Annotated in this window: 21 protein-coding genes; 11 read left to right on the forward strand and 10 right to left on the reverse strand. The window is 60.2% G+C overall.

What is annotated here, in order from left to right:
• Positions 1-107: 107 nt before the first annotated feature.
• From NYP16_RS04155 to NYP16_RS04165, 3 genes are all read right to left on the reverse strand, one after another.
• Positions 108-446: an ArsR/SmtB family transcription factor gene (locus NYP16_RS04155; RefSeq protein ID WP_274942846.1), complete on the reverse strand. Its 339-nt coding sequence runs from the start codon at positions 444-446 to the stop codon at positions 108-110.
• Positions 447-532: 86 nt separating this feature from the next.
• Positions 533-1,600 (reverse strand): alkene reductase, encoded by a 1,068-nt coding sequence (locus NYP16_RS04160; RefSeq protein ID WP_274942847.1) that lies wholly within the window; start codon positions 1,598-1,600, stop codon positions 533-535.
• A 234-nt stretch (positions 1,601-1,834) separates the two neighbouring features.
• Positions 1,835-2,308, reverse strand: coding sequence for an Lrp/AsnC ligand binding domain-containing protein (locus NYP16_RS04165; RefSeq protein WP_274942848.1), 474 nt, complete (start codon positions 2,306-2,308; stop codon positions 1,835-1,837).
• Positions 2,309-2,449: 141 nt separating this feature from the next.
• Between NYP16_RS04165 and putA the strand changes: the two genes are divergently transcribed.
• Positions 2,450-5,620 carry a bifunctional proline dehydrogenase/L-glutamate gamma-semialdehyde dehydrogenase PutA gene (putA, locus tag NYP16_RS04170; protein ID WP_274942849.1) on the forward strand — a complete coding sequence of 1,057 codons (3,171 nt, stop codon included), beginning with the start codon at positions 2,450-2,452 and terminating at the stop codon, positions 5,618-5,620.
• A gap of 84 nt (positions 5,621-5,704) precedes the next feature.
• Here putA and NYP16_RS04175 read toward each other — a convergent pair whose 3' ends face one another.
• From NYP16_RS04175 to ygfZ, 5 genes are all read right to left on the reverse strand, one after another.
• Positions 5,705-6,148 (reverse strand): DoxX family protein, encoded by a 444-nt coding sequence (locus NYP16_RS04175; RefSeq protein WP_274942850.1) that lies wholly within the window; start codon positions 6,146-6,148, stop codon positions 5,705-5,707.
• A gap of 26 nt (positions 6,149-6,174) precedes the next feature.
• Positions 6,175-6,774 carry an NAD(P)H:quinone oxidoreductase gene (gene wrbA / locus NYP16_RS04180; RefSeq protein WP_274942851.1) on the reverse strand — a complete coding sequence of 200 codons (600 nt, stop codon included), beginning with the start codon at positions 6,772-6,774 and terminating at the stop codon, positions 6,175-6,177.
• 102 nt (positions 6,775-6,876) lie between these two features.
• On the reverse strand, positions 6,877-7,776 hold the full coding sequence (locus tag NYP16_RS04185) for a LysR family transcriptional regulator (protein ID WP_274942852.1): 900 nt from the start codon (positions 7,774-7,776) through the stop codon (positions 6,877-6,879).
• Positions 7,777-7,988: 212 nt separating this feature from the next.
• Entirely contained in the window at positions 7,989-8,573 is a 585-nt protein-coding gene (locus tag NYP16_RS04190; protein ID WP_274942853.1) for a DNA-3-methyladenine glycosylase I, read from the reverse strand.
• The gene (ygfZ, locus tag NYP16_RS04195) at positions 8,563-9,402 is read right to left on the reverse strand and encodes a CAF17-like 4Fe-4S cluster assembly/insertion protein YgfZ (protein WP_274942854.1); all 840 of its coding nucleotides are present in this window, start codon (positions 9,400-9,402) and stop codon (positions 8,563-8,565) included. The genes NYP16_RS04190 and ygfZ overlap by 11 nt, the downstream gene beginning before the upstream one ends.
• Before the next feature lie 146 nt (positions 9,403-9,548).
• Here ygfZ and NYP16_RS04200 point away from each other — a divergent pair, with 146 nt between their 5' ends.
• Both NYP16_RS04200 and NYP16_RS04205 read left to right on the forward strand, forming a co-directional pair.
• Positions 9,549-10,889, forward strand: a complete 1,341-nt coding sequence (locus NYP16_RS04200; RefSeq protein WP_274942855.1) for a dihydroorotase — start codon at positions 9,549-9,551, stop codon at positions 10,887-10,889.
• 37 nt (positions 10,890-10,926) lie between these two features.
• Positions 10,927-11,544 (forward strand): LysE family translocator, encoded by a 618-nt coding sequence (locus NYP16_RS04205; protein WP_274942856.1) that lies wholly within the window; start codon positions 10,927-10,929, stop codon positions 11,542-11,544.
• On the opposite strand, the gene cysQ is transcribed toward NYP16_RS04205, so the two are convergent.
• Positions 11,525-12,328, reverse strand: coding sequence for a 3'(2'),5'-bisphosphate nucleotidase CysQ (gene cysQ, locus NYP16_RS04210; RefSeq protein ID WP_346742468.1), 804 nt, complete (start codon positions 12,326-12,328; stop codon positions 11,525-11,527). The two genes, NYP16_RS04205 and cysQ, sit on opposite strands and share 20 nt — an antisense overlap.
• Positions 12,329-12,540: 212 nt before the next feature.
• Here cysQ and NYP16_RS04215 point away from each other — a divergent pair, with 212 nt between their 5' ends.
• From NYP16_RS04215 to NYP16_RS04240, 6 genes are all read left to right on the forward strand, one after another.
• A complete protein-coding gene (locus NYP16_RS04215) occupies positions 12,541-13,173 on the forward strand; it encodes a histidine phosphotransferase family protein (protein ID WP_274942858.1) in 633 nt (210 codons plus the stop codon).
• Positions 13,174-13,382: 209 nt separating this feature from the next.
• Positions 13,383-16,046 (forward strand): hybrid sensor histidine kinase/response regulator, encoded by a 2,664-nt coding sequence (locus NYP16_RS04220; protein WP_274942859.1) that lies wholly within the window; start codon positions 13,383-13,385, stop codon positions 16,044-16,046.
• The gene (locus NYP16_RS04225; RefSeq protein WP_274942860.1) at positions 16,043-16,537 is read left to right on the forward strand and encodes a chemotaxis protein CheW; all 495 of its coding nucleotides are present in this window, start codon (positions 16,043-16,045) and stop codon (positions 16,535-16,537) included. Before NYP16_RS04220 ends, NYP16_RS04225 begins: the two co-directional genes overlap by 4 nt.
• Before the next feature lie 34 nt (positions 16,538-16,571).
• The gene (locus tag NYP16_RS04230) at positions 16,572-16,937 is read left to right on the forward strand and encodes a response regulator (RefSeq protein ID WP_274942861.1); all 366 of its coding nucleotides are present in this window, start codon (positions 16,572-16,574) and stop codon (positions 16,935-16,937) included.
• Between the two features lie 63 nt (positions 16,938-17,000).
• Complete coding sequence (locus NYP16_RS04235) at positions 17,001-18,182, forward strand: protein-glutamate methylesterase/protein-glutamine glutaminase (RefSeq protein WP_274942862.1); 1,182 nt, start codon at positions 17,001-17,003, stop codon at positions 18,180-18,182.
• On the forward strand, positions 18,179-19,039 hold the full coding sequence (locus tag NYP16_RS04240; protein ID WP_274942863.1) for a CheR family methyltransferase: 861 nt from the start codon (positions 18,179-18,181) through the stop codon (positions 19,037-19,039). The genes NYP16_RS04235 and NYP16_RS04240 overlap by 4 nt, the downstream gene beginning before the upstream one ends.
• A 154-nt stretch (positions 19,040-19,193) precedes the next feature.
• Here the strand turns inward: NYP16_RS04240 and ctrA are convergent, their stop codons facing one another.
• The gene (gene ctrA, locus NYP16_RS04245; RefSeq protein ID WP_274942864.1) at positions 19,194-19,916 is read right to left on the reverse strand and encodes a response regulator transcription factor CtrA; all 723 of its coding nucleotides are present in this window, start codon (positions 19,914-19,916) and stop codon (positions 19,194-19,196) included.
• Positions 19,917-20,224: 308 nt separating this feature from the next.
• On the opposite strand from ctrA, the gene fliI reads away from it, so the two are divergent.
• Positions 20,225-21,640: a flagellar protein export ATPase FliI gene (gene fliI, locus NYP16_RS04250; protein ID WP_279347108.1), complete on the forward strand. Its 1,416-nt coding sequence runs from the start codon at positions 20,225-20,227 to the stop codon at positions 21,638-21,640.
• On the forward strand, positions 21,637-22,047 hold the full coding sequence (locus NYP16_RS04255; RefSeq protein ID WP_274942866.1) for a flagellar FliJ family protein: 411 nt from the start codon (positions 21,637-21,639) through the stop codon (positions 22,045-22,047). The genes fliI and NYP16_RS04255 overlap by 4 nt, the downstream gene beginning before the upstream one ends.
• Positions 22,048-22,278 lie beyond the last annotated feature (231 nt).

The following is a 22,278-nucleotide window of genomic DNA, read 5'->3' on the forward strand; positions in this document are numbered from 1 at the left end:
TCCGCCATTTTGTCATACCCGGGCTTGACCCGGGTATCCATCGGGCCAGCAGCACGGCGGTGGATGCATGGATTGCCGGGTCAAGCCCGGCAATGACATTGGTGTAGTTATGTCGTCTGCATCAGCTCGCGGACGCTTGGATCCTTGGCGGCCAATATCAGCACGGACTGCAGCAGGCCGGGGAACAGGCTGTCAAGATCGCTCCGCAGCGACACCCAGCAGCGGGTGCCTTCCTTGCGATGCAGAATAACTCCGGCCTCGCGCAGCACTTTCATGTGATGGCTGAGGGTCGATTTGCCGACCGGGAAATCAAACTCGCCCCAGCCGCGTTCGCCGGTTTTTTCCAGAGTCGCCACAATGGCCAGGCGAATGGGATCGCTCAGGGCGCAGAGAACGCCGGTTAAGCCGATCTCATCCATTTCCGGGCAGGGGAGTTGTTTATGCACCTGTGTCATGAGTTATATTTAGGAGCTTGTCCGATAAAAATCAAACAAGCCCCTCATCCTTTGTGATCGTGCCGGGCGACAGGGGCTTATTCCGCCGCCTCGGCGAAGGCCGGATAGTCGGTATAGCCCTCAGCCGTGGCGCCATACATGGTTGCGAAAACAACCGGGTTGAGCGGCGCGTCGAGGGCGAGACGCTGTGGCAGGTCGGGGTTCGCGATAAAGTCCTTGCCGAAGGCCACGGCATCGGCCCAGCCTTCGTTCAGAACCTGTTCAGCGCTTTCCTTGGTTAGACCTTCGTTGGCCACATAGACGCCGCCGAAGGCTGTCTTGAGCTTGGGGCCGAGGCTGTCCGGGCCGATTTTCTCGCGCGACAGCAGGAAGGCGATCCGGCGTTTGCCAAGTTCGCGGGCGACGTAGGTGAAGGTGGCTTCAAGGTCGTTGTCGCCCATGCCATGAACATCGCCGCGCGGCGCGAGATGCATGCCGACGCGGCCCGGACCCCAGACCGAAATCGCTGCGTCCGTGACCTCAAGCATCAGGCGGGCGCGGTTTTCCAGCGATCCGCCATAGTCGTCGGTCCGTTGGTTGCTGCTGGTCTGCAGAAACTGATCGAGCAGATAGCCGTTCGCGCCATGGATTTCGACGCCGTCAAATCCGGCCCGTTTGGCGTTTTCAGCGCCCTTGCGGAAGTCTTCGACAATGCCGGGGATCTCGGAGCGGTCGAGCGCGCGCGGTGTCACATGATCGGTTTTGGGGCGAAGCAGAGCCACATGGCCGGGTGCGGCAAGGGCGCTCGGCCCCACGGGCAGCTCGCCATTGAGGAAGCTTGGGTCGGACACCCGGCCCACATGCCAGATCTGCATGAAGATGCGTCCACCAGCGTTATGCACAGCCTTGGTGACTTTTTTCCAGCCCGCGACCTGCGCGTCGGACCAGATGCCCGGCACATTGGCATAACCGATGCCTTGCGGCGACACCGGCACGCCCTCGCTGATGATCAGCCCGGCCGAGGCGCGCTGGCGGTAATATTCGACCATGAGGTCGTTCGGGACGTTGCCTTCGCCGACCGCGCGGGTGCGGGTAAGCGGCGACATGATGATGCGATTCGGCAAATCCAGATCGCCAAGGGTGAGGGGGGTGAATAATCCGGGCATGGGGGTGTCCTCGCGTGATGCTTAATGTTCGATGCTTATCGAACTATGTAGGGGGTAGTTCGTGCAGGACAAGACCCGGATTAAAAAAATGTGCAGGGAGTGGTACTATCTTCACTGTCATTGTCGGGCTTGACCCGGCAATCCATTTCTCCGTCGCTGTGCCGTTTGCCATATGGATTACCGGGTCAAGCCCGGTAATGACAAAGGGACCCCGGTAATGACACAGGAATATGCTTAGCCCAGTGGCAGGGCCGTTTTCGCCTTTACTTCTTCCATCACCACATAGGTGTGGGTCTGGCTCACGCCGGGGATGGCGGCGAGTTTTTCGCCGAGGAAGCGGCGGTAGTAATCCATGCCGGGGAGGCGGATTTTGACCAGATAGTCGAAGCCGCCGCCGACCATATGGCACTCCATGACTTCATCCAGGCGCAGAATGGCGGCATTGAAGCGGTCGAGGTCTGCCGTTGTGGTGCGTTCGAGGGTCACCTCCACAAAGGCGATGAGCGACGCTTTCAAAAGCTCGGGGTTGAGGATGGCGCGGTAATCGAGAATAAACCCCTCCCGCTCAAGCCGGCGCACCCGTTCGAGACAGGGGGTGGGGGAGAGGCCAACCTCCTTGGCCAGCTCGACATTTGAAATGCGTCCCTGGGTCTGCAGCAAACGCAAGATGTTGAGGTCGATGCGGTCAAGAGGCTTTGTATCTTTCATTCGGAATTTTTCACTGTTATTTCGCCATATTCATAGAGAATATATCGTAAAATTCCGGAATATGGAGCCCTATTCTTCTGTTTTCTTGCCATAATTCCTGTTCGTTTGGAGTTTTTGCGGCAGAGGGCCAGAATGAACATCATGGCGGTAAAGAAAGACGCGGGAGCGGTGTCGCTCGATACATTGCGCAACGCAATCCGGGAGGCGACCCATCGCGATGAAAATCTCGCGGTGGATGGGCTTCTGGAGACGCTGCATCTGTCTTCGGGGGCGCGGCTGCGTATCGTGCGTCAGGCCCGGCTTCTGGTCGAAGCGGCGCGCGGGCAAAGCCACCGTCAGGGGTCGATCGATGCTTTCATGCATGAATTCGGGCTGTCGAACAAAGAGGGCGTGGCCCTCATGTGTCTGGCCGAGGCGCTGTTGCGCGTGCCGGATGCCGGAACCGCCGACAAGCTGATCGCCGAGAAAATCGCCAGCGGCAGCTGGGCTGATCATCGCGGGCGTTCGGATTCCCTGTTTGTGAATGCTTCGACCTGGGCGCTGATGCTGACCGGTCGGGTAGTTGAGTTGGACCGTGAAACCAGTGAAGATCTTGGCGGCTGGTTCGGCAAGCTTGTGACGCGGGTGGGCGAGCCAATCATCCGCAAGGCCAGCATGCAGGCCATGAGGATCATGGGCGACCAGTTCGTGCTCGGCCGCACCATCGACGAGGGCCTGAACCGGGCGCAGAAGGTCAACCCGCCGCATGTGCGCAATTCGTTCGACATGCTTGGCGAAGGGGCCAGAACGGCGGCGGACGCCAAACGTTATTTCGAAGATTACCGCATGGCCATTCACGCCATCGGCGCGAAAACCGCTGGCCAGACGGTGGCGGAACGGCAGGGGATTTCGGTCAAGCTGTCGGCGCTCCATCCGCGCTATGACTATCGCACCAGAGACCGCGTGATGGCGGAACTGCTGCCCGTGATCACGGCATTGGCGAAGGATGCGAAGGCGCATAATCTCGGCTTCAGCATCGATGCCGAGGAAGCGCGGCGGCTGGATATCTCGCTCGATCTCTTTGAAGCTATGGCGCGGGATCCGGAGCTTGCGGGCTGGGATGGTCTTGGGCTTGTGGTGCAGGCTTATCAGAAACGCGCGCCTTTCGTGATCGACTGGCTTGTGGCTTTGGGGCGCGAGACCGGACGGCGCTTCATGACCCGGCTGGTCAAGGGCGCTTATTGGGATACCGAGATCAAGCACGCGCAGGAAGGCGGGTTCGAGGATTACCCGGTTTACACCCGCAAAGCCTCGACCGATCTGTCCTATATGGTGGCGGCTGAACGCATGCTGGCGGCAACGGATGTGCTGTTCCCACAGTTCGCGACCCATAACGCCCATACGGTGGCCGCCATTCTTGAAATGGCCAAATCGGGGCAGGAGTTTGAATTTCAGCGCCTGCATGGCATGGGCGAGCTGCTTTATGACGTGCTGCCGGGCATTGCCGGGCACACGGTGCCGATCCGCATTTATGCGCCGGTCGGCGCGCATAAGGATCTGCTGCCTTATCTCGTGCGCCGCTTGCTTGAGAATGGGGCGAACAGTTCCTTCGTCAATCGCTTCATGGATGAAAAGGTTCCAGTGGCGGAGCTGGTCATCGATCCCGTGGCCCATGTGGAAAAGGCGCATCCGCGCCGTCATCCACGCATTGCCCGCCCCTGTGAGGTGTTGCGCGAAAGCGGCCTTAATGGCGGCGCGCGTGACTGGGCACAGGGCTTTGATCTTGATGATGGCCATGTGGCCGAACCGCTGCTTGCGTTGCGGGATCGGGCACTGGCGGAAAATTGGGACGCCGGCCCGATCATTGGCGGTGTCGAGACCAAGGGCGCGGGCCAGCCCGTACTGGCGCCTGCGGACACTAAGCGTCGCGTCGGGACCATCACCAATGCCACCAAGGCTGATGTGGATGCAGCCTTTGCCAAAGCTGTTGCGGCACAGCCCACCTGGGACGCGCTCGGCGGGGCGGCGCGTGCCGATTGCCTTGATCGCATGGCTGACCTTCTGGAACAGAACAGCCCACGGCTGATGGCCCTGATCGGGCTTGAGGCCGGGCGCACGGTGGCTGATACGCTGTCGGAAGTGCGTGAAGCGGTGGATTTCTGTCGCTATTACGCCCTGAAGGCGCGGGAGTCCTTTGCCGCTCCCATGCCGCTGCCGGGGCCGACGGGGGAACTCAATCAATTGTCCCTGCATGGGCGCGGGGTGTTTGCCTGCATCAGTCCATGGAATTTCCCGCTCGCCATCTTCGCGGGACAGATTGCGGCCGCGCTTGCCGCTGGAAACGCGGTTCTGGCCAAGCCCGCTGAACAGACGCCACTCATTGGTGCTGAAGCCGTGCGGCTGTTCCACAAGGCCGGTGTGCCGGGGGACGTGCTGCATTTCCTGCCCGGCGACGGGGCGACAGTCGGGGCCGCCATCACCGGCGACCCGCGTCTCGCTGGCGTGGCTTTTACCGGCTCGACGGAAACGGCGCAGATCATCAATCGTGTGCTGGCCGGGCGGGATGGCCCGATCGCCACGCTGATCGCCGAGACCGGCGGCCAGAACGCCATGATCGTGGACTCGACGGCGCTGCCGGAACAGGTGGTGGATGACGCCGTCATATCGGCGTTTCAAAGCGCCGGTCAGCGTTGCTCGGCCTTGCGTGTGCTGTTCCTGCAGGATGATGTGGCGGACGGCATGATCACCATGCTGAAGGGGGCCATGGATGAAATCCTGATTGGCGATCCTTTGGCGCTTAAAACCGACGTCGGGCCGGTGATCGACCATGACGCGCGGGAGCTGCTCGTCAAGCATGTGGAGCGCATGACGCGGGAGGCGAAGATCCTCAAGGTTGCGGAGGTTCCGGCCGAGCTCGCGGACGGCAGTTACTTTGCCCCGCATCTCGTGGAGCTGCAAACCCTCGACCAGTTGCCGCGCGAAGTGTTCGGCCCGGTGCTGCATGTGATCCGCTTTAAGGCCACCGAGCTTGACAAGGTTATTGCTAGCATCCGCAAGACAGGTTATGGGCTGACGCTAGGTGTGCATACACGGATCGAAGCCACCGCCAATGAGATCTTCAAGGGGCTCAATGTCGGCAACAGCTATATCAACCGCAATATGGTTGGTGCGGTGGTGGGTGTTCAACCGTTCGGCGGACAGGGGCTTTCAGGCACCGGTCCCAAGGCGGGCGGTCCGCATTATCTGTTGCGTTTTGCGACGGAAAAAACTTTTACCGTCAATGTGGCGGCAACAGGCGGCAATGCTGCTTTGTTCTGCTTGCCCGAGGACTGAGAGCCGGATTAGGCTCTAGACTTCTCTGCGCCCTCGCTCCCTCCCGAGTAACTCTCGTGAGGGAGCGCTTTTTTTTTGGCCATCTCATTCGGTTGGCTTGTAGGGCCGCGGTTTGTCTGGGGTTCGCAGCAGTGTGAAGGGGCCGTCCCCCAGCAGGACAAGGGCCAGAGCCACTATCACGAGGAACGCCGGATACTCCCATCCGCCACCCTGATTCGTGAAAATCCAGCCATTACCGTAATGTACAGTCAGCGCGCCGAACTGTATTGGCAGCAACAACAGAGCCATCAGGCGCGGCATGACGCCGATGACCAACAGAATTCCGCAAACGATTTCGGCGAACAGGGTGGGATAGGCAAACCATCCCGGAAAGCCCACATTCTCAAAGAATGCGACCGTTCCCGGGATGGTGAGCAGAAAGATCTTCATGAAACCATGAGAGATCGACATGACGCCCAGACTCACACGCAGCAACAGAATACCTAGGGGTAATGTGGCGTCAGTCGGTGGGAACGTCGGAAAGCGCAAGGGATCCTCCTTTTACCAAAGAGACGTCATGCCGTGAGCTTTTTTGTGATCTTAGCAACATGTTCGCCCTGAAAACGGGCAAGTTCAAGCTCAAGTTCACTGGGCTGACGTGATCCGTCGGCTCCGGCGATGGTTCCGGCGCCGTAAGGGGTCGCGCCATGGACTTCGCTGATGCTGGACAGATTGGGCGCGCTGTAGGGCAGGCCGACCACGATCATGCCCTGATGGAACAGGGTTGGGTGGAACGACAGGATGGTGCTTTCGCGGCCGCCACCGGTGCCGGTTGAGGCGAACACGCTCGCGACCTTGCCCACAAGCGCACCACTGACCCAAAGACCGCCGGTCTGATCGAGGAAATTACGCATCTGCGCCGCCATATTGCCGAACCGGGTCGGGGTGCCGAAAATAATGGCGTCATAATCGGCAAGTTCCTGCGGGGTCGCGATGGGTGCTGCCTGATCGAGCTTGAAATAGGAGCTTTGGGCGACGGCTTCGGGAACAAGTTCCGGCACGCGTTTGATGGTCACGTCGACGCCGTCCACGGCGCGTGCGCCCGCAGCAATGGAGTCGGCCATTTTTTCAATATGGCCCCAGCTTGAATAATACAGCACGAGTATCTTTGTCATGGTCCTGTCCTTGCGGTTGAGGAAACTGACGAAAAGATAACTTGTCTATGGGGCCGGATAATCACGGAAGATTGCAAATAATTGTTCTGTTATTCAGAACAATTATGGAAGCCCTTGCTCCCAGCTTGGCGGGCTGCCGCAATGGTTGCTCAGGCTGTCGATGAAGGCTCTGAGCTTGGCGCTGATATGGCGGCTGGGCGGGTAGATCGCATAGATGCCGACCGGGGGCGCTTCATAGGCGGTGAGGATGGGGACCAGTCTTCCGGCGCGGATGTCGTCCCCGAGAATAAAGCTCGGAGCAAAGACAATGCCGCTGCCCGCCACGGCGGCGGCGCATAAAACATCGCCATTGTTGCCGATCAGGCGGCCTTCAAGCGCGGGTATGAGCGGGCGTCCCTGTTCCTGAAAGCTCCAGCCGCCACCGCTATAGCCAAGGCAGTTGTGCTGCCGGAGGTCGTTCGGATGCTGCGGCGTGCCGTGGGCTTCGAGATAATCCGGTGAGGCGCAGGTGAGGCGGCGGGCCGAGGTGAGCTTGCGGGCGATGAGGCTTGAATCGCGCAACTCGCCAATGCGCACGGCAAGGTCAAAGCCCTCGTCCAGCAGGTCGACAAAGCGGTCGGTCAGCTGAAGGTCGATCCTGACCTCGGGATAAGTGGCAAGGAACGTCGCCACCACCTTGCCGAGTTCCTGAGTGCCGAACGACACCCCGGCCGAGACGCGGAGCGTGCCGCGCGGCGTGGCGGTGAGGGCGGCGGCTTCGCGGTCGGCGTCCTCCACATCGCTCAGGATCTGCTCGGCGCGGTCCTTATAGCGCTGCCCGGCCTCGGTCAGGCTCACCTTGCGGGTGGTGCGATTGAGCAAAGTGACGCCCAGCTCCGCTTCAAGGGTTTTGACAAGGGTGCTGACAGCAGACTTCGCCATATTGAGCCGGGCTGCGGCGGCGCTGAAGCTGCCTTCATCGACCACAGCGGCAAAGACCTGCATGGCGGTGAGCTTGTCCATCAGGGGCGATCTCGGTCAGCGGTGATGAGGGGCCAATTCATTTTTCTAAGTTCCATTTGTTTCCCCTTTCCGTTCGTTTCCCGCTCCGTTCGTGCTGAGGAAGCCCCGAAGGGGCTGTCTCGAAGCACGTGCCGTTTGCAATGCCCTTCGAGACGCCCTTACGGGCTCCTCAGGGCGAACGGAGTTGGGGACGATTTGTCCTTCGAGTGACATCAGCGCCGCCCGAGTGCTGCGCAGTCGCTATGGCGGTAACAGGTTACGAGATGGTCATTGACCATGCCCACGGCTTGCATGAAGGCATAGGTGATGGTCGGGCCGCAGAAGGTGAAGCCGCGTTGTTTCAGGGCTTTGCTCATGGCGGTTGATTCGGGGGTTGCGGCCTGGGCGTCGGTCATGCTTTTGAGGCTGTTCTGCAGCGTGCGGCCGTCGGTGAATTGCCACAAAAAGTCGCTGAAGCTCTGGCCGCTTTCGCGCAGATCGAGCCAGGCGCGGGCGCTTTTGACGGTGCCTTCGATCTTGGCCCGGTTGCGCACGATGCCGCTGTCCTGCATCAGGGATTCGATTTTCTGCGGGCTGTACGCGGCGATCAGCTCGGGGGCGAAGTTGTCAAAGGCGGCGCGGAAATTGTCGCGCTTTCTGAGGATGGTGATCCAGGACAGCCCGGCCTGAAAGCCATCGAGGACCAGTTTTTCAAAAAGCTCGCGATCATCGGTTTCCGGCACGCCCCATTCGTGATCGTGGTAGGCCACGTAAAGCGGGTCGGTGCCGCACCAGGGGCAGCGCGTCTCAGTCGTCATCGCCTGTGATCTCCGCGCGGGGCAGCCAGTCGGGCCAGCTTGGGGTGATCTCGGCGTCGCCTGCGGCATAGCTTGCGCCGGGGGTGAGGTCCTCGACCCTGAGCGAGGCCATGGCGCGGTTGCCCTGGCCCGAGCGGATCTGGCCGATGGCCTTGCCGTCGCGGGTGATGGGGGTGCCTGGGGCGGGCAGGGGGCCGCTTACCTTGACCGGCAGCAGGCGTCGGCGCACTTTGCCGCGATGCTTGGTGCGGGTGGTCAGTTCCTGCCCCACATAGCAGCCCTTGGTGAAGCTGACGCCATGGAGGGCATCGAGATTGCCTTCGAGGATCAGGGTTTTGTCGATCTCGAAATCTTCCGGCGCGGGAATGCCGAGGCGCAGGCGCTCGCGGTCATAGGTGGCTTCGTCACCAAGATCCGTAGCCACGTCGCCGCGTGGCAGAATAGCCCGTTCGCCGAGTCCTGGGTGACGCGGGTCTTTATAGACCACGGCGCTTGCGGGCCAGCTTGTTTCGCCGAAGCTTGCAGCGACGGCGAGACTGTCGCTCAGGGGCGTGAGCTGGGCCTTGGAGCGCAGGCGGTACATGGTCAGGCGGCGGAGAAGGTCGGGCAGACGTTCGGCCAGAGCGTCGATCAACAGCCGCTCTCCGTCCTCGATAATGAGGAAGTCATGGAGATATTTGCCTTGTGGGGTCAAAAGCGCGGCATAAATGGCCTGACCGGGGGTAAGGCTTGTGATGTCCTGAGTGATCACGCCCTGCAGGAAATTTTTCCGGTCCTCGCCGGTGATTTCAAACACGGTGCGGGACGCAAGAAGGACAGCCTCAGTCATAAAAAAACCGCCATATCTAAAAGGGTTGCTTTCAAGCACTTAGTGTCTCGGGGTAAAGTTGACAAGTGGGCTTCTTGCCAAACCGGGATGCGGCGCGTATCTAAACTCTAGGTTACCGCCGCCCAAGCCAACAGAAAAGGGCCACCATGTCACAGTCATTTGATCTTCTGATCCGTTCCGGCACTGTCGTCAATCATGCCGGGACCGCGGTTGCCGATATCGGCGTGACAGGGGGCCGTATTGCCGCCATCGGCGATCTGGCGCAGGCGAGCGCAGGTGAGGTGATCGATGCGCGCGGCCTGCATATCCTGCCGGGGGTGATCGACACTCAGGTGCATTTCCGCGAGCCCGGTCTTGAGCATAAGGAAGATCTTGCGACCGGAGCGGCCGGGGCCGTCATGGGCGGGGTCACGGCAGTGTTTGAAATGCCGAACACCAAACCGGCCACCACCACCGCCGAGGCCATCCTGGACAAGCTCGCCCGGGCAAAGAACCGCATGTGGTGCGATCATGCCTTTTATGTGGGCGCGACCGCCGGCAATGTGGCGGAGCTGGCCGAGATCGAGCGCTTGCCGGGTTGTGCCGGGGTCAAGGTGTTCATGGGCTCTTCGACCGGTGATCTGCTGGTTTGGGATGACGCGACATTGTTGCAGGTGCTCAAATCGGGCCGCCGCCGCGTCGCCATCCATGCCGAGGACGAGGAACGTCTGAAGGAACGGAAACATATCGCCGACGGCGGCAATGTGGCCGATCACCCGAACTGGCGCGATGTCGAGACGGCGTTTCGCGCTACGAGCCGGGTGTTGAAGTTGGCCCGGGAGGCCGAACGGCTTGTGCATGTGCTCCATGTGACGACGGGGGAGGAAATGACCCTGCTCGGTCAGAACAAGGATATTGCGAGCGTCGAGACCACGCCGCAGCATCTGACGCTGGCGGCGCCGGACTGTTATCTGAAACTCGGGTCCTACGCCCAGATGAACCCGCCGATCCGGGAGGCTCATCACCGGGACGCTTTGTGGCGGGCGATTGCAAACGGCATCGTCGATGTCATCGGCTCGGATCATGCCCCGCACACGAGGGAGGAGAAGGCGCAGGCCTATCCGGCTTCGCCATCGGGCATGACCGGGGTGCAGACCCTGCTGCCGCTGCTGCTGGATCACGTGAATGCCGGGCGGCTCACGCTTGAACGGCTGGTGGACCTTACCAGTGCGGGGGCGCAGCGGTTGTTTGGGCTCCGCGACAAGGGGCGCCTAGCGGTCGGCTGGCATGCGGATTTCTCGATTGTCGATCTCAAGAAACGCTGGACGATCACCCATGACTGGATCGAAAGCCGGTCGGGCTGGACGCCGTTCGATGGCGTCGAAATCACCGGCAAGCCGGTTGGCACCATCATTCGCGGCCGTCGCGTGATGTGGCAGGATGAGTTGATCGGTACCGCTCACGGCGCGCCGATCCGGTTCGAGACGGTTCAGGATCTCTCGAAATAAAGGGTCACACGTTCCGCTGTGATGCAGGCTTGAAGTTATGGATTTTTGGTTTTTGGTCGCGGGTATCGCCATCGGTCTCGCGGTTGCCGCTCCGATCGGTCCGGTGAATATTATCTGCATTCAGAAAACCATCCGCAATGGTTTCTGGGGCGCGTTCGTGGTCGGCCTTGGCGCGGCGGTGGGTGATACCATTTTCGGCGCGATGGCGGCTTTCGGTCTGACTACTATCCAGTCCGTTCTGGTGCAATTCGAAAGCTGGCTTGCGGTGATTGGCTGTCTGGTGCTGGTGGGCATGGGCGTTCTCGCCTGGCGGTCCCATCCGCATTTGACACAAAGCGTGCAGACACCACGCGATATTGCCCATGCGGCGCTCGCGACCTTTGTTCTCACCATCACCAACCCGATCACGGCCCTCGGCTTCGTGGCTTTGTTCACGAGCGCGGGACTGACGCGGGACGCCTCATCCGGGGATGCGGCGACCATCGTGCTTGGGGTGTTTCTGGGCTCAGCCTTGTGGTGGCTGTTTATCTGCCGGGTTGCGCACAGCATCCGAGAACGGTTGTCGGACAGTCATCTGCTGAGGATCAATCGCGCCTCGGCCGTGCTGATCTGGATTTTCGCCGCACTCGTGCCGCTCAAGGTCTTTCTGGCCTGACGAGGCCCTTGGGCCAAAGACCATAGGCGTAATAGTCCGGATTGCGATAGTCGGGCTTGCCATAGTCAAGATCGACCCCGTCCAGGGTGACCACCCGTCCGCCCGCAGCTGCGAGCACGGCGTGACCGGCGGCGGTGTCCCATTCCATGGTCGGGCCGATGCGTGGATAAATATCGGCCGCGCCCTCCGCCACCAGACAGAATTTGAGCGAGCTTCCGGCGGCCCGGCTTTCGGCGATGGGCAGGCGGTCGAGGAAGACATTGGTGCCGGGCGTGCGGTGCGACTTCGACGCCACGGCCACGAGGCCAGTGCGGTCACCTTCGCGGGCTGTGATCGGCAGGCGGGTCGTGCGGTCGCTGTCGAGGATCTTGGTGGCGCCATGCCCCACGGCCCCGAGATATAGACTGCCGATGGCCGGGGCATAGACCACGCCCAGGGTCGGGCGGCCGTCTTCGATCAGGGCGATATTGACGGTGAATTCGCCATGGCGGCGGATGAATTCCTTGGTGCCGTCAAGCGGATCCACAAGCCAGAACCGCGTTCCATGCTCGGCCGGACCCTGGCCCGCATTCATGCTTTCTTCGGCCACGACCGGGGTGTCAGGGTCAAGCAGCTTGAGCCCGGCGAGAATAATGCGCTCAGCCGCTTCATCGGCATCGGTCACCGGCGACAGGTCGTCCTTCTGCCGCACGGCGATTTCATGGGCATAAATCTCCATGATCGCGGCCCCGGCGTCACGGGCGATCTGTTCTAGCGGGGCGAGCCAGCGAGTAGTATCAGGCATGGGCTGCGGGCTTTCTGAAAGCTTGGGGTCCGGATCGGGCTTTACCACTTCAGGCGCGATCTGCGCAATATGGATGAGAACCTTGCTTGATGCGCGGAATTGTTCGCTCATAACGGGTTGCCTAGCTTGGGCCGGGGGTATAAGCAAGACTTAAATCCGGCTGTCCGGGGCGTTATGCCGTCATTCTGTCCGTTGTACCGACTGGGGGAACCATGACTGATCCAATCGCTTTTTCCGCCCTTTTGTGCTCGCGGCTGTGCCATGACCTCATCAGCCCGGTGGGAGCCTTCACGAACGGGCTCGAAATTCTTCAGGATGAGACCGACGCCACCATGCGCGAACAGGTGGTCGAGCTGTTGGAACAAAGCGCCAGCCAGACCTCGAACCGCCTGCAGTTCTTCCGGCTGGCCTTTGGCGCGGCGGGCGGGTTTGGCGAAACAGTGGCCATGGATTCCGCCCGCGATGCTGCCGCTGCCTTTTTCTCCGGCGGCAAGGTCATGCTCGAGTGGCGACCGGCGGTGCAGGAGTTGTCGAAGGATGGCCTCAAAGCGCTGCTCAATCTCGTTCTGGTGGCCGGGGAGGCACTGTTGCGTGGTGGCCGGCTGACGGTCGAGGGCGGCCGCAGCAACGGGGCGCTTGAGCTTGTGATCCATGCCGAAGGTGAGCGGCTGATGTTGAAGCCCGAGATGGAAGAGGTGCTTGGCGGCAGGGTCGCGCAGGCGGATCTGACACCGAAGACGGCCCCGGCTTATCTTGCGTCGATCGCCGCCGCTGCGGCTGGCGGAGGGGTCGATGTCCGGCGCGTGGGTGAAAATTCGGTCACGTTGCTGCTGCGCTTGCCATAAGCCCCCGATTTCGACAGGGATTCCGACAGGGATTTCGGCGGCAGGGTATAGAAGTCTTAACGTGTTTTTGTCGGAACGGCGTTTTTGCCTGAATTTCCGCTGTTTTCCGCACTTTACACGTCCTTAACTTTTTTGGCCGATCTTACATGCGAACGGTGTGGGAGCCTATCCCTGCGCCAGCTGGACCCTTTGACATAAGAGCCGGTTCCATGGATGACTTGCTGAATGAGTTCCTAACCGAGACAGCGGAAAGCATCGACGTGATCGACGTCGAGCTTGTCAAGCTTGAGCAGAACCCCAACAACAAAGGGGTGCTCGATAATATTTTCCGCCTGGTTCACACCATCAAGGGAACCTGTGGCTTTCTCGGCCTGCCCCGGCTTGAGGCTGTGGCCCATGCGTCTGAAAACGTGCTTGGGAAATTTCGCGACGGCGAGCTTGAGGTGACCGCGGGCGCGGTGTCGATCGTGCTCGAATCACTTGATTGCATTAAAGAAATTCTGGCTGGCCTGGCCTCTACCGAAGCTGAGCCCGTTGGTAATGACAAGGATCTGATCGGCCGCCTCAACGTCTGCGCCTCCGGTGGCGCGGCGGTGTCGAAGAAAACGATTCAGGCGGTCGAAAAGCCGATTGAACTGCGGTCGGATGTCCATCTTGGCCGCGAATTGCTGCCCGGCGAGATTTCTTTGGAGGAGCTTGAGGCTGCCTTTAACGCGGCGCCCGGTCCTGACGATGAGGACATCGTCCTGATTGCCGAAGCAGACGAGCCTGAGCCGGTCATCGAAAGCCTCAAACAGCCGGAAGCCAAGGCGGAAGCTAAGGGCGAAACCAGCATCGGCACGCAAAGCATTCGCGTCAATGTGGATCTGCTTGAAAATCTGATGAACATGGTCAGCGAGCTGGTGCTGACCCGCAATCAGCTTTTGCAGATCCTGCGCCGCAGCAGCGACAGCGAGTTTTCCGTGCCATTGCAGCGTTTGAGCCAATGCACGACCGAGTTGCAGGAAGGGGTCATGAAGACCCGCATGCAGCCCATCGGCAACGCCTGGGCCAAGCTGCCGCGCATCATTCGCGATCTGTCGATGGAGCTCAATAAGAAGATCGATCTGCAGATGATCGGGGCCGAGACGGAACTTGATCGTCAGGTGCTTGAACTGATCAAGGATCCGTTGACCCATATGGTCCGCAACTCGGCCGATCATGGCATCGAGATGCCGCGTGATCGGGCAGCGTCAGGCAAGGCGGAAACCGGCACCATTCGGTTGAATGCCTATCATGAAGGCGGCCATATCATCGTCGAAGTGGCGGATGATGGCGCTGGTCTCAAGGTTGGCAAACTGAAGCAGAAGATCCTGCAAAAAGGTCTCGCGAGCGAGGCCGAGCTTGCCGACATGTCGGACCTTCAGGTGCAGAAGTTCATCTTCCACCCGGGCTTTTCCACCGCCGAAGCGGTCACCAATATCTCGGGCCGCGGTGTCGGCATGGATGTGGTGCGCAGCAATATCGAAAAAATCGGTGGCACCATCGATCTCAAATCGGTCGAGGGCAAGGGCACAAGCTTCAGCATCAAGATTCCGCTGACTCTGGCCATCGTTTCGGCGCTGATTGTCGAATGCTCGACCGAGCGCTTCGCCATCCCGCAGATCAGCGTGCTTGAACTGGTGCGCGTGTCAGGCGACAGCGAACAGCAGATCGAACATATCAACAATACCCCGGTCATGCGTTTGCGGGATCGCTTGCTGCCGCTCATTTCGCTCGATAAGGTTCTGGCGCTTGGCAGCAAGGACCTTGAAGAGCGGTTTATCGTGGTGACCCAGGTCGGGGCCTTTACCTTCGGCATCGTCGTCGACCGCGTGTTCGATACCGAAGAAATCGTGGTCAAGCCGGTGGCGCCGATCCTGCGTGATTTGCAGGTCTATTCGGGCAATACCATTCTGGGTGACGGCAACGTGATCATGATCCTTGATCCGAACGGCATTGCCACGCTGACCGGCGACATTCTTGTGGACAATGACCATATGGGCGAGGCCGATGCACGGGCGGAGATCGTGGCGGAGGATCGTGAATCCATGCTGCTGTTCCGTGCCGGGTCCGAAACCCAGCGTGCGGTGCCGCTGTCGCTGGTGGCCCGTCTCGAAGAAATTCCGGTCGAGTCCATCGAAGCAGCAGATGGCGCCTTGATGGTGCAGTATCGTGGTCAGCTCATGCCGCTCCTGCTGGTGGACAGCAATTGCAGCCTGAAGACTTCGGGCCGTCAACCGGTGCTGGTGTTCACCGACAACGAGCGCTCCATGGGGATCGCGGTCGATGAGATCATCGATATCGTCGAAGAAAAGCTTGAGATCGAATTGGCCTCCATCGTGCCGGGCATTATCGGCACGGCGGTTCTGGCCAAGAAAGCGACCGAAATCGCCGATGTCGCCTTCTATCTCACGCGGGCCTTCGGTGAAAAGCTGCGTGGCGCCCGGCGGAAGACGGTCGCAAGCGATGACGGTCGCCATGTTTTGATGGTCGATGACAGCGCCTTCTTCCGGAATTTGCTGAAACCGTTGCTGCTTGCGTCCGGTTACAAGGTGACCTCGGTGGCCACCGCCTCCGAAGCCTTGAAACTGCGTGAGGACGGGGCGCGTTTCGATGTCATTGTCAGCGATATCGAGATGCCCGGCATGGACGGGTTCGCTTTCGCCTCGACCGTCCGCAAGGACGGAGCCTGGGCCGAGACGCCGATTGTCGCCTTGTCAGCCCATGCCACGCCGCAGGATTTCGCCCGCGGGCGCGAAGTCGGGTTCAATGATTATGTGGCGAAGTTTGACCGCGATGCCTTGCTTGCAAGTCTAAGCGAGCAGCTGGCCCGTGAAGGAGATGCAGCATGAGCCGGGACAGCAATGTTCATCGTTTGAATGGTGGCTCCGCCGCCGCGCAAGAGGTGCATGGGGAATTCGTCACGCTGCGTCTTTGCGGTCAGACCCTCGGCATTCCGGTGATGGCCGTTCATGACGTGCTGGCGGCGCAGAAGATCACGCCTATTCCGCTCGCGCCCTATGCCGTGGCCGGGGTGCTCAATCTGCGCGGCCGTATCGTCACCGCCATCGATCTTCGCGCCCGGCTTGGTTTGCCGCCGCGCGGTGAAGGTGACGCCTGCATGAGCATCGTTGTCGAGCATAAAGGCGAACCTTACAGCCTGCTGATCGACAGTGTCGGTGAGGTTCTGACGCTGACGGCCGGACAGTATGAACGCAACCCGGTGACGCTCGATACTCATTGGCAGCTGGTATCGAATGGTATCTATCGTCTCGATGGTGAGCTTTTGGTGGTGGTTGATGTCGAGCGTTTGCTGGATATCGGACTCACTGCGGTCGCTTGATCGTATTCCTCGGACTGAGCATTAGGAGCGCTGGATGAAATCCTGTCTCATCGTTGACGACTCCAAGGTTATTCGCAAGGTGGCCCGACGCATCCTTGAAGAATTGAACTTTGATATTCATGAAGCCGAAGATGGTCAGCGTGCGCTCGATCAGTGTGGGGCCGACATGCCTGATGTCGTGTTGCTGGACTGGAATATGCCGGTTATGAACGGGCTCGATTTTTTGAAGGCATTGCGCAAAATGACCGGTGGAGATACCCCCGTCGTCGTCTTCTGCACCACCGAAAATGATATGAAACATATTGCCGCGGCCATCAATGCGGGCGCGGATGAATATATCATGAAGCCGTTCGATCGCGAGATCATCGAGGCCAAGTTCGCACAGGTTGGTCTGCTCTAAGCGGGCTTCTTCTTCCACTCGTCCAAGTCATCCTTGGGTCATTTCTTACAGGAAGGCTCGCCGGTGTCCCTCGCACCCGCAGAACAGCACAAAGAGCAACATGCCTATCGGGTCATGGTGGTCGATGACAGCGCGGTTATACGCGGTCTGATTTCGCGTTGGCTTGAGGCCGACAGCATGATTCAGGTGGTGGCGAGCGCCCATAACGGCGCTATGGCGTTGCGCAATCTGGTCTCCTCGGGGGCTGAGGTGGTGATTCTGGATGTTGAGATGCCGGAAATGGATGGCATGACGGCGCTGCCCAAAATCATCGAGGCGGCACCTCATGTGCAGGTCATCATGGCCTCCACCCTGACCCGCCGCAATGCCGAGATCAGCATTCGCGCCATGTCGGCCGGGGCGGCGGATTATATCCCGAAACCTGAATCGAACCGCGAGGTCAATGCGGCGCAGCATTTCCGTCATGAGCTGCTTGAAAAGGTCAAAGCGCTCGGTGCGGTGGCGCGCGGTCGGTTGCGCAAGGGGCAAACGCAGGGGCAAAGCCCGCGTCCGGCAGCGCCACGTCCGGCAGTGACGCCTGTCACGCCGCCTGTGATGCAATCGCGTGTTGCCTTACGGCCCGAGCGTCCGGCAGTTCTCACCTTACAGAAACCATCGTCGGTCTTGCCGCGCATTGTCACCATCGGCAGCTCCACCGGCGGGCCACAGGCGCTGTTTAAGGTGCTTGGGGGACTTGGTAAGGGAATATCGGTGCCGCTGCTGATCACGCAGCATATGCCGCCGACCTTCACGACTATTCTGGCCGATCATCTGGCCCGCGCCACTGGCATTCCCTGCCACGAAGGCCGCGACGGTGAACGGATCGAGCCTGGGACCATTTATCTTGCGCCGGGCGATTTCCATATGACGCTGGAAGATCGCGCCACGGGGCCGATCATCCGCCTCAATCAGGAGCAGCCGGAAAATTATTGCCGTCCCTCGGTGGATCCCATGCTGCGCAGCGTGCTTAAAATTTATGGACCAGCGACGCTTTCGGTCATCCTCACGGGCATGGGCAGCGATGGCCTCAGCGGGTGCCGGGACGTGGTGCAGGCTGGAGGGTCGGTCATTGCCCAGGACGAAGCCTCAAGCGTCGTCTGGGGCATGCCGGGTGCGGTATCGAATGCCGGGCTTGCCTCCGCCATTCTGCCACTTGACGACATCAGCGGCACCATTACGAGATACCTTCAAGGAGTGCGGCGATGAGACCTGATGATTTTGATTTCATCGCCGGGACGTTGCGCCAGCGCTCGGGGCTCGTCATCAATCGCGACAAGGTTTACCTGCTGGAAAGCCGGCTGACGCCCATTGCCCGCCGGATGGGGCTTGAGACCCTGGACGATCTGATCGGTGTCATCCGGCGTGAGAAAAACGAAAGCCTGATCCGCAGCGTGGTCGAGGCTATGACCACCAACGAGTCGTTCTTTTTTCGCGATACCACGCCGTTTGATATTTTTCGCGATCATGTTCTGCCCAAAATTCGCGTGACCCATGCTGCGAGCAAACGGGTGCGCATCTGGTGCGCCGCCGCATCTTCGGGGCAGGAACCCTATTCGCTGGGGATCATTCTCAAGGAACAGGCAGCACTGTGGGCGGGCTGGACGTTCGAGATCATCGCCACCGACCTCAGCACGCAGGTGCTGGATAAGGCACGGGCCGGAATTTATTCGCAATTCGAAGTGCAGCGCGGCCTGCCGATCCGCATGCTGATGAAATATTTCGTCCAGGAGGGGGAAAGCTGGCAGATCGCCAAGTCGCTGCGGGACATGGTGAGCTATCGGGAGTTCAATCTGCTTGAAAGCTATCGCGGGCTTGGCCAGTTCGATGTCATCTATTGCCGGAACGTGCTGATCTATTTCGATCAGCCGACAAAATCCGATGTGCTGAACCGCATGCGCGATGCGCTTAGCCCGGATGGTGTGCTGTTCCTTGGTGCGGCGGAGACGGTGCTCGGGCTAACCGATCGGTTCAAGCCGGTGCCCGGCCATCGCGGCATGTATGTGACGTCGGATACGGCGCGTCCGGCGGTGTCTTCCCTACTGGCGCAAACTGCCGCCCGCTAGATCGTCCGCATAGCCGTCATTGCGAGGCGCAGCCGAAGCAATCCAGCCTCTGCTCTGATCAAGAATCTGGATTGCTTCGGCTGCGCCTCGCAATGACGGCTATGGGCCTCCCGGACATGAAAAAGGGGCGCCTGATGCACCCCTTTGATTGTCGTTAACCGATGGCCATGGCCAGCGGTGGGGCGCCCATTTCGCTCTCTTCGTTCGGGTCGCGCAGCACATAGCCGCGGCCCCAGACGGTTTCGATGTAATTGTCGCCATCGGTGGCCATAGCGAGCTTTTTGCGCAGCTTGCAGATGAACACGTCGATGATCTTGAGCTCAGGCTCGTCCATGCCGCCATAAAGATGGTTGAGGAACATTTCCTTGGTCAGCGTCGTCCCCTTGCGGAGCGATAGCAGTTCGAGCATGGAATATTCCTTGCCGGTCAGATGCACGCGCTGGGCGTTCACTTCGACGGTTTTGGTGTCGAGATTGACCGCAAGCTTGCCGGTGCGGATGACCGATTGCGAATGGCCCTTGGAGCGGCGGATGATCGCATGGATGCGGGCGATCAGCTCTTCCTTGTGGAACGGCTTGGTCAGATAGTCATCGGCGCCGAAGCCGAGGCCCTTAACCTTGTTTTCAAGCTCGGCCATGCCGGACAGGATCAGAATAGGGGTGTCGACCTTGGCCACCCGCAGCTTTTTCAGCACGTCATAGCCATGCATGTCCGGCAGATTGAGATCGAGGAGAATGATGTCATAATCATAAAGCTTGCCGAGATCGAGGCCCTCTTCCCCAAGATCGGTAGAATAGACATTGAACCCCTCAGCGTTCAGCATAAGTTCAATGCTGCGAGACGTCGAAGCGTCATCTTCTATGAGCAAAACACGCATTCTTCGTATCCTTCCCTGTCCCCAAAACCCAGTTCACTGACCCGGGTGCAGACGCCCCCATCCGTATCTCCGCGGCTGCCTCTGTTGGAAAACCGGCCATCGCAGCTGTGCGATCAAGGCCTTAATGCCCCCTTTTCTCCAGACAGAATTCTGCCGTTCATCAAATCATTAACACAGTTGGTTAATATTTTGTAACTGAAAGAATGGTTTTTAGGAAATCTGGCGGTAAGTTCCCACTGATTGGGGCTGGTTTGCCCCCGGTCGGCGGTTGTTATGGTTTACTGAACGTTAAGTCCTGTCGGGGCAGGATGGTTCAGGACGGCCGGCGAAAAGCCGGGGGAACAGGATTAAAGGTCAGAGAATCAGTGCAATCCATCCTTGCGGAACTTGATCGGCTGAATGCGGTTGAACAATACGGGCGTGTCTCGGGTGTTCGCGGCCTGCTCGTGGAGGTTGCGGGAGTCGAGCGCAGCCTGTCCATCGGCGCGCGCCTGGTGATCGAGGCCCGCGGCGGTCGCAAGATCAGGGGCGAAGTGCTCGGGTTCAAGGACAATCGCGCACTCGTCATGCCGTTCAGCGCCCTTGACGGCGTCGGCGTCGGCTGCAAGGCGACCATCGAGGATCAGGAGGCGGCGGCCTATCCGGCGTCAAGCTGGCTTGGCCGCGTGGTTAATGCACTTGGCGAACCGGTGGACGGCAAGGGACCGCTTGAACGGGGTGGTGTGGCCTATCCCATCAAGGCGCAGCCGCCGTCGGCCCATGCCCGCAAACGGGTGGGCGGCAAGCTCGATCTGGGGGTGCGTGCGCTCAATACCTTTGTCACCTGTTGCAAGGGGCAGCGGATGGGGATTTTCGCCGGATCGGGGGTCGGCAAATCGGTGCTGCTGTCCATGCTCGCGCGTTATACGGCCTGCGACGTTGCGGTCATCGGGCTCATTGGCGAACGCGGCCGCGAGGTGCAGGAATTTCTGGAAGACGATCTCGGGCCGGAAGGGCTTAAACGCAGCGTGGTGGTAGTGGCGACGTCGGATGAATCGGCGCTGATGCGCCGTCAGGCCGCCTATCTCACCATGACGCTGGCGGAATATTATCGCGATCAGGGGCAGCAGGTGCTGTGTCTCATGGATAGCGTGACGCGCTTCGCCATGGCGCAGCGGGAAATCGGTTTGTCGCTTGGCGAGCCGCCCGCCAGCAAGGGCTATACTCCGACCGTCTTCGCCGAGCTGCCGCGGCTGTTGGAACGGGCCGGGCCGGGCATGGACGAGGGTTCGGTGACCGGGCTTTTTACTGTGCTTGTGGACGGCGACGATCATAACGAGCCGGTGGCCGATGCGGTGCGCGGTATTCTCGATGGTCATATCGTGCTCGAACGGCGGATTGGCGAGCGCGGGCGTTATCCGGCCATCAATGTATTGCGCTCGGTTTCGCGCACCATGCCGCATTGTAATCTGGAGGCGGAGAATGAATTGGTCATCGCCGCCCGCCGCCATCTCGCCACCTATGGCGATATGGAGGAAATGATCCGGCTTGGCGCGTACCGCGCCGGCAGCAATCCGGCCGTGGATGAGGCGATCCGGCTCAACCCGGCGCTGGAAGCTTTTCTCGGTCAGAAAAAGACCGAACAGGCGACGCTCGATCAGGGCTATGACGCACTGGCCGAAATCCTTGGCCAATCGGAGGCCTATCACGCAGGCCTTCCGGCGGTTAACGAGGGGATGGCATGAAGGGACTTTCAACGCTGATCCGCCTTAACCGCTGGCGCGTCGATGAAAAGCGGCGGGAGCTGCGCGGGCTTGAGGATATGCGGTCGGATCTGGTGATCCGGCGCACGACCATCGACGTCGAAATGGCCACCGAACAGTCGGTCGGGGATGAGCCTGTGGTGCAGTTTTCCTATGGCGCCTTTGTCCGCGCCGCCTTGCTGCGCCGCGAGACGCTGACCCGCTCCATCGCCGAAGTCGAACATGCCGTCGAGGAAAAGCAAAGCGAACTCGCCGACTGCGTGCGCGAGTTGAAAAAAATCGAAGTCGCCGCCGAACGCCGCGCCGAACGCGAGCGGTTAGAACTCAGCCGGCGCGAGCAGATCGAAGTCGATGAAATCTCCATGAACGTCTTCCGCCGTCAGGGTTGACGGGAGTGATGTCCCCATGGACGCATTTCGAGACGGGCTACGCCCTCCTCAATGCGAACGGCTGGCGTGGCGAGAAGTTTGAGTTTTCGTCATTTAGGTGGGCCCCAGACAACATAACTTTGTCATTGCCGGGCTTGACCCGGGAATCCATGGCGCGACCGTATGGATACGCGGGTCAAGCCCGCGTATGACAGGTTCGGGGTGGTCGCAAAAGCCTAGCGGCTCATGGCT

It is taken from the genome of Govania unica (assembly GCF_027920805.1).
In the GTDB taxonomy this organism is placed as follows: domain Bacteria; phylum Pseudomonadota; class Alphaproteobacteria; order Sphingomonadales; family Govanellaceae; genus Govanella; species Govanella unica.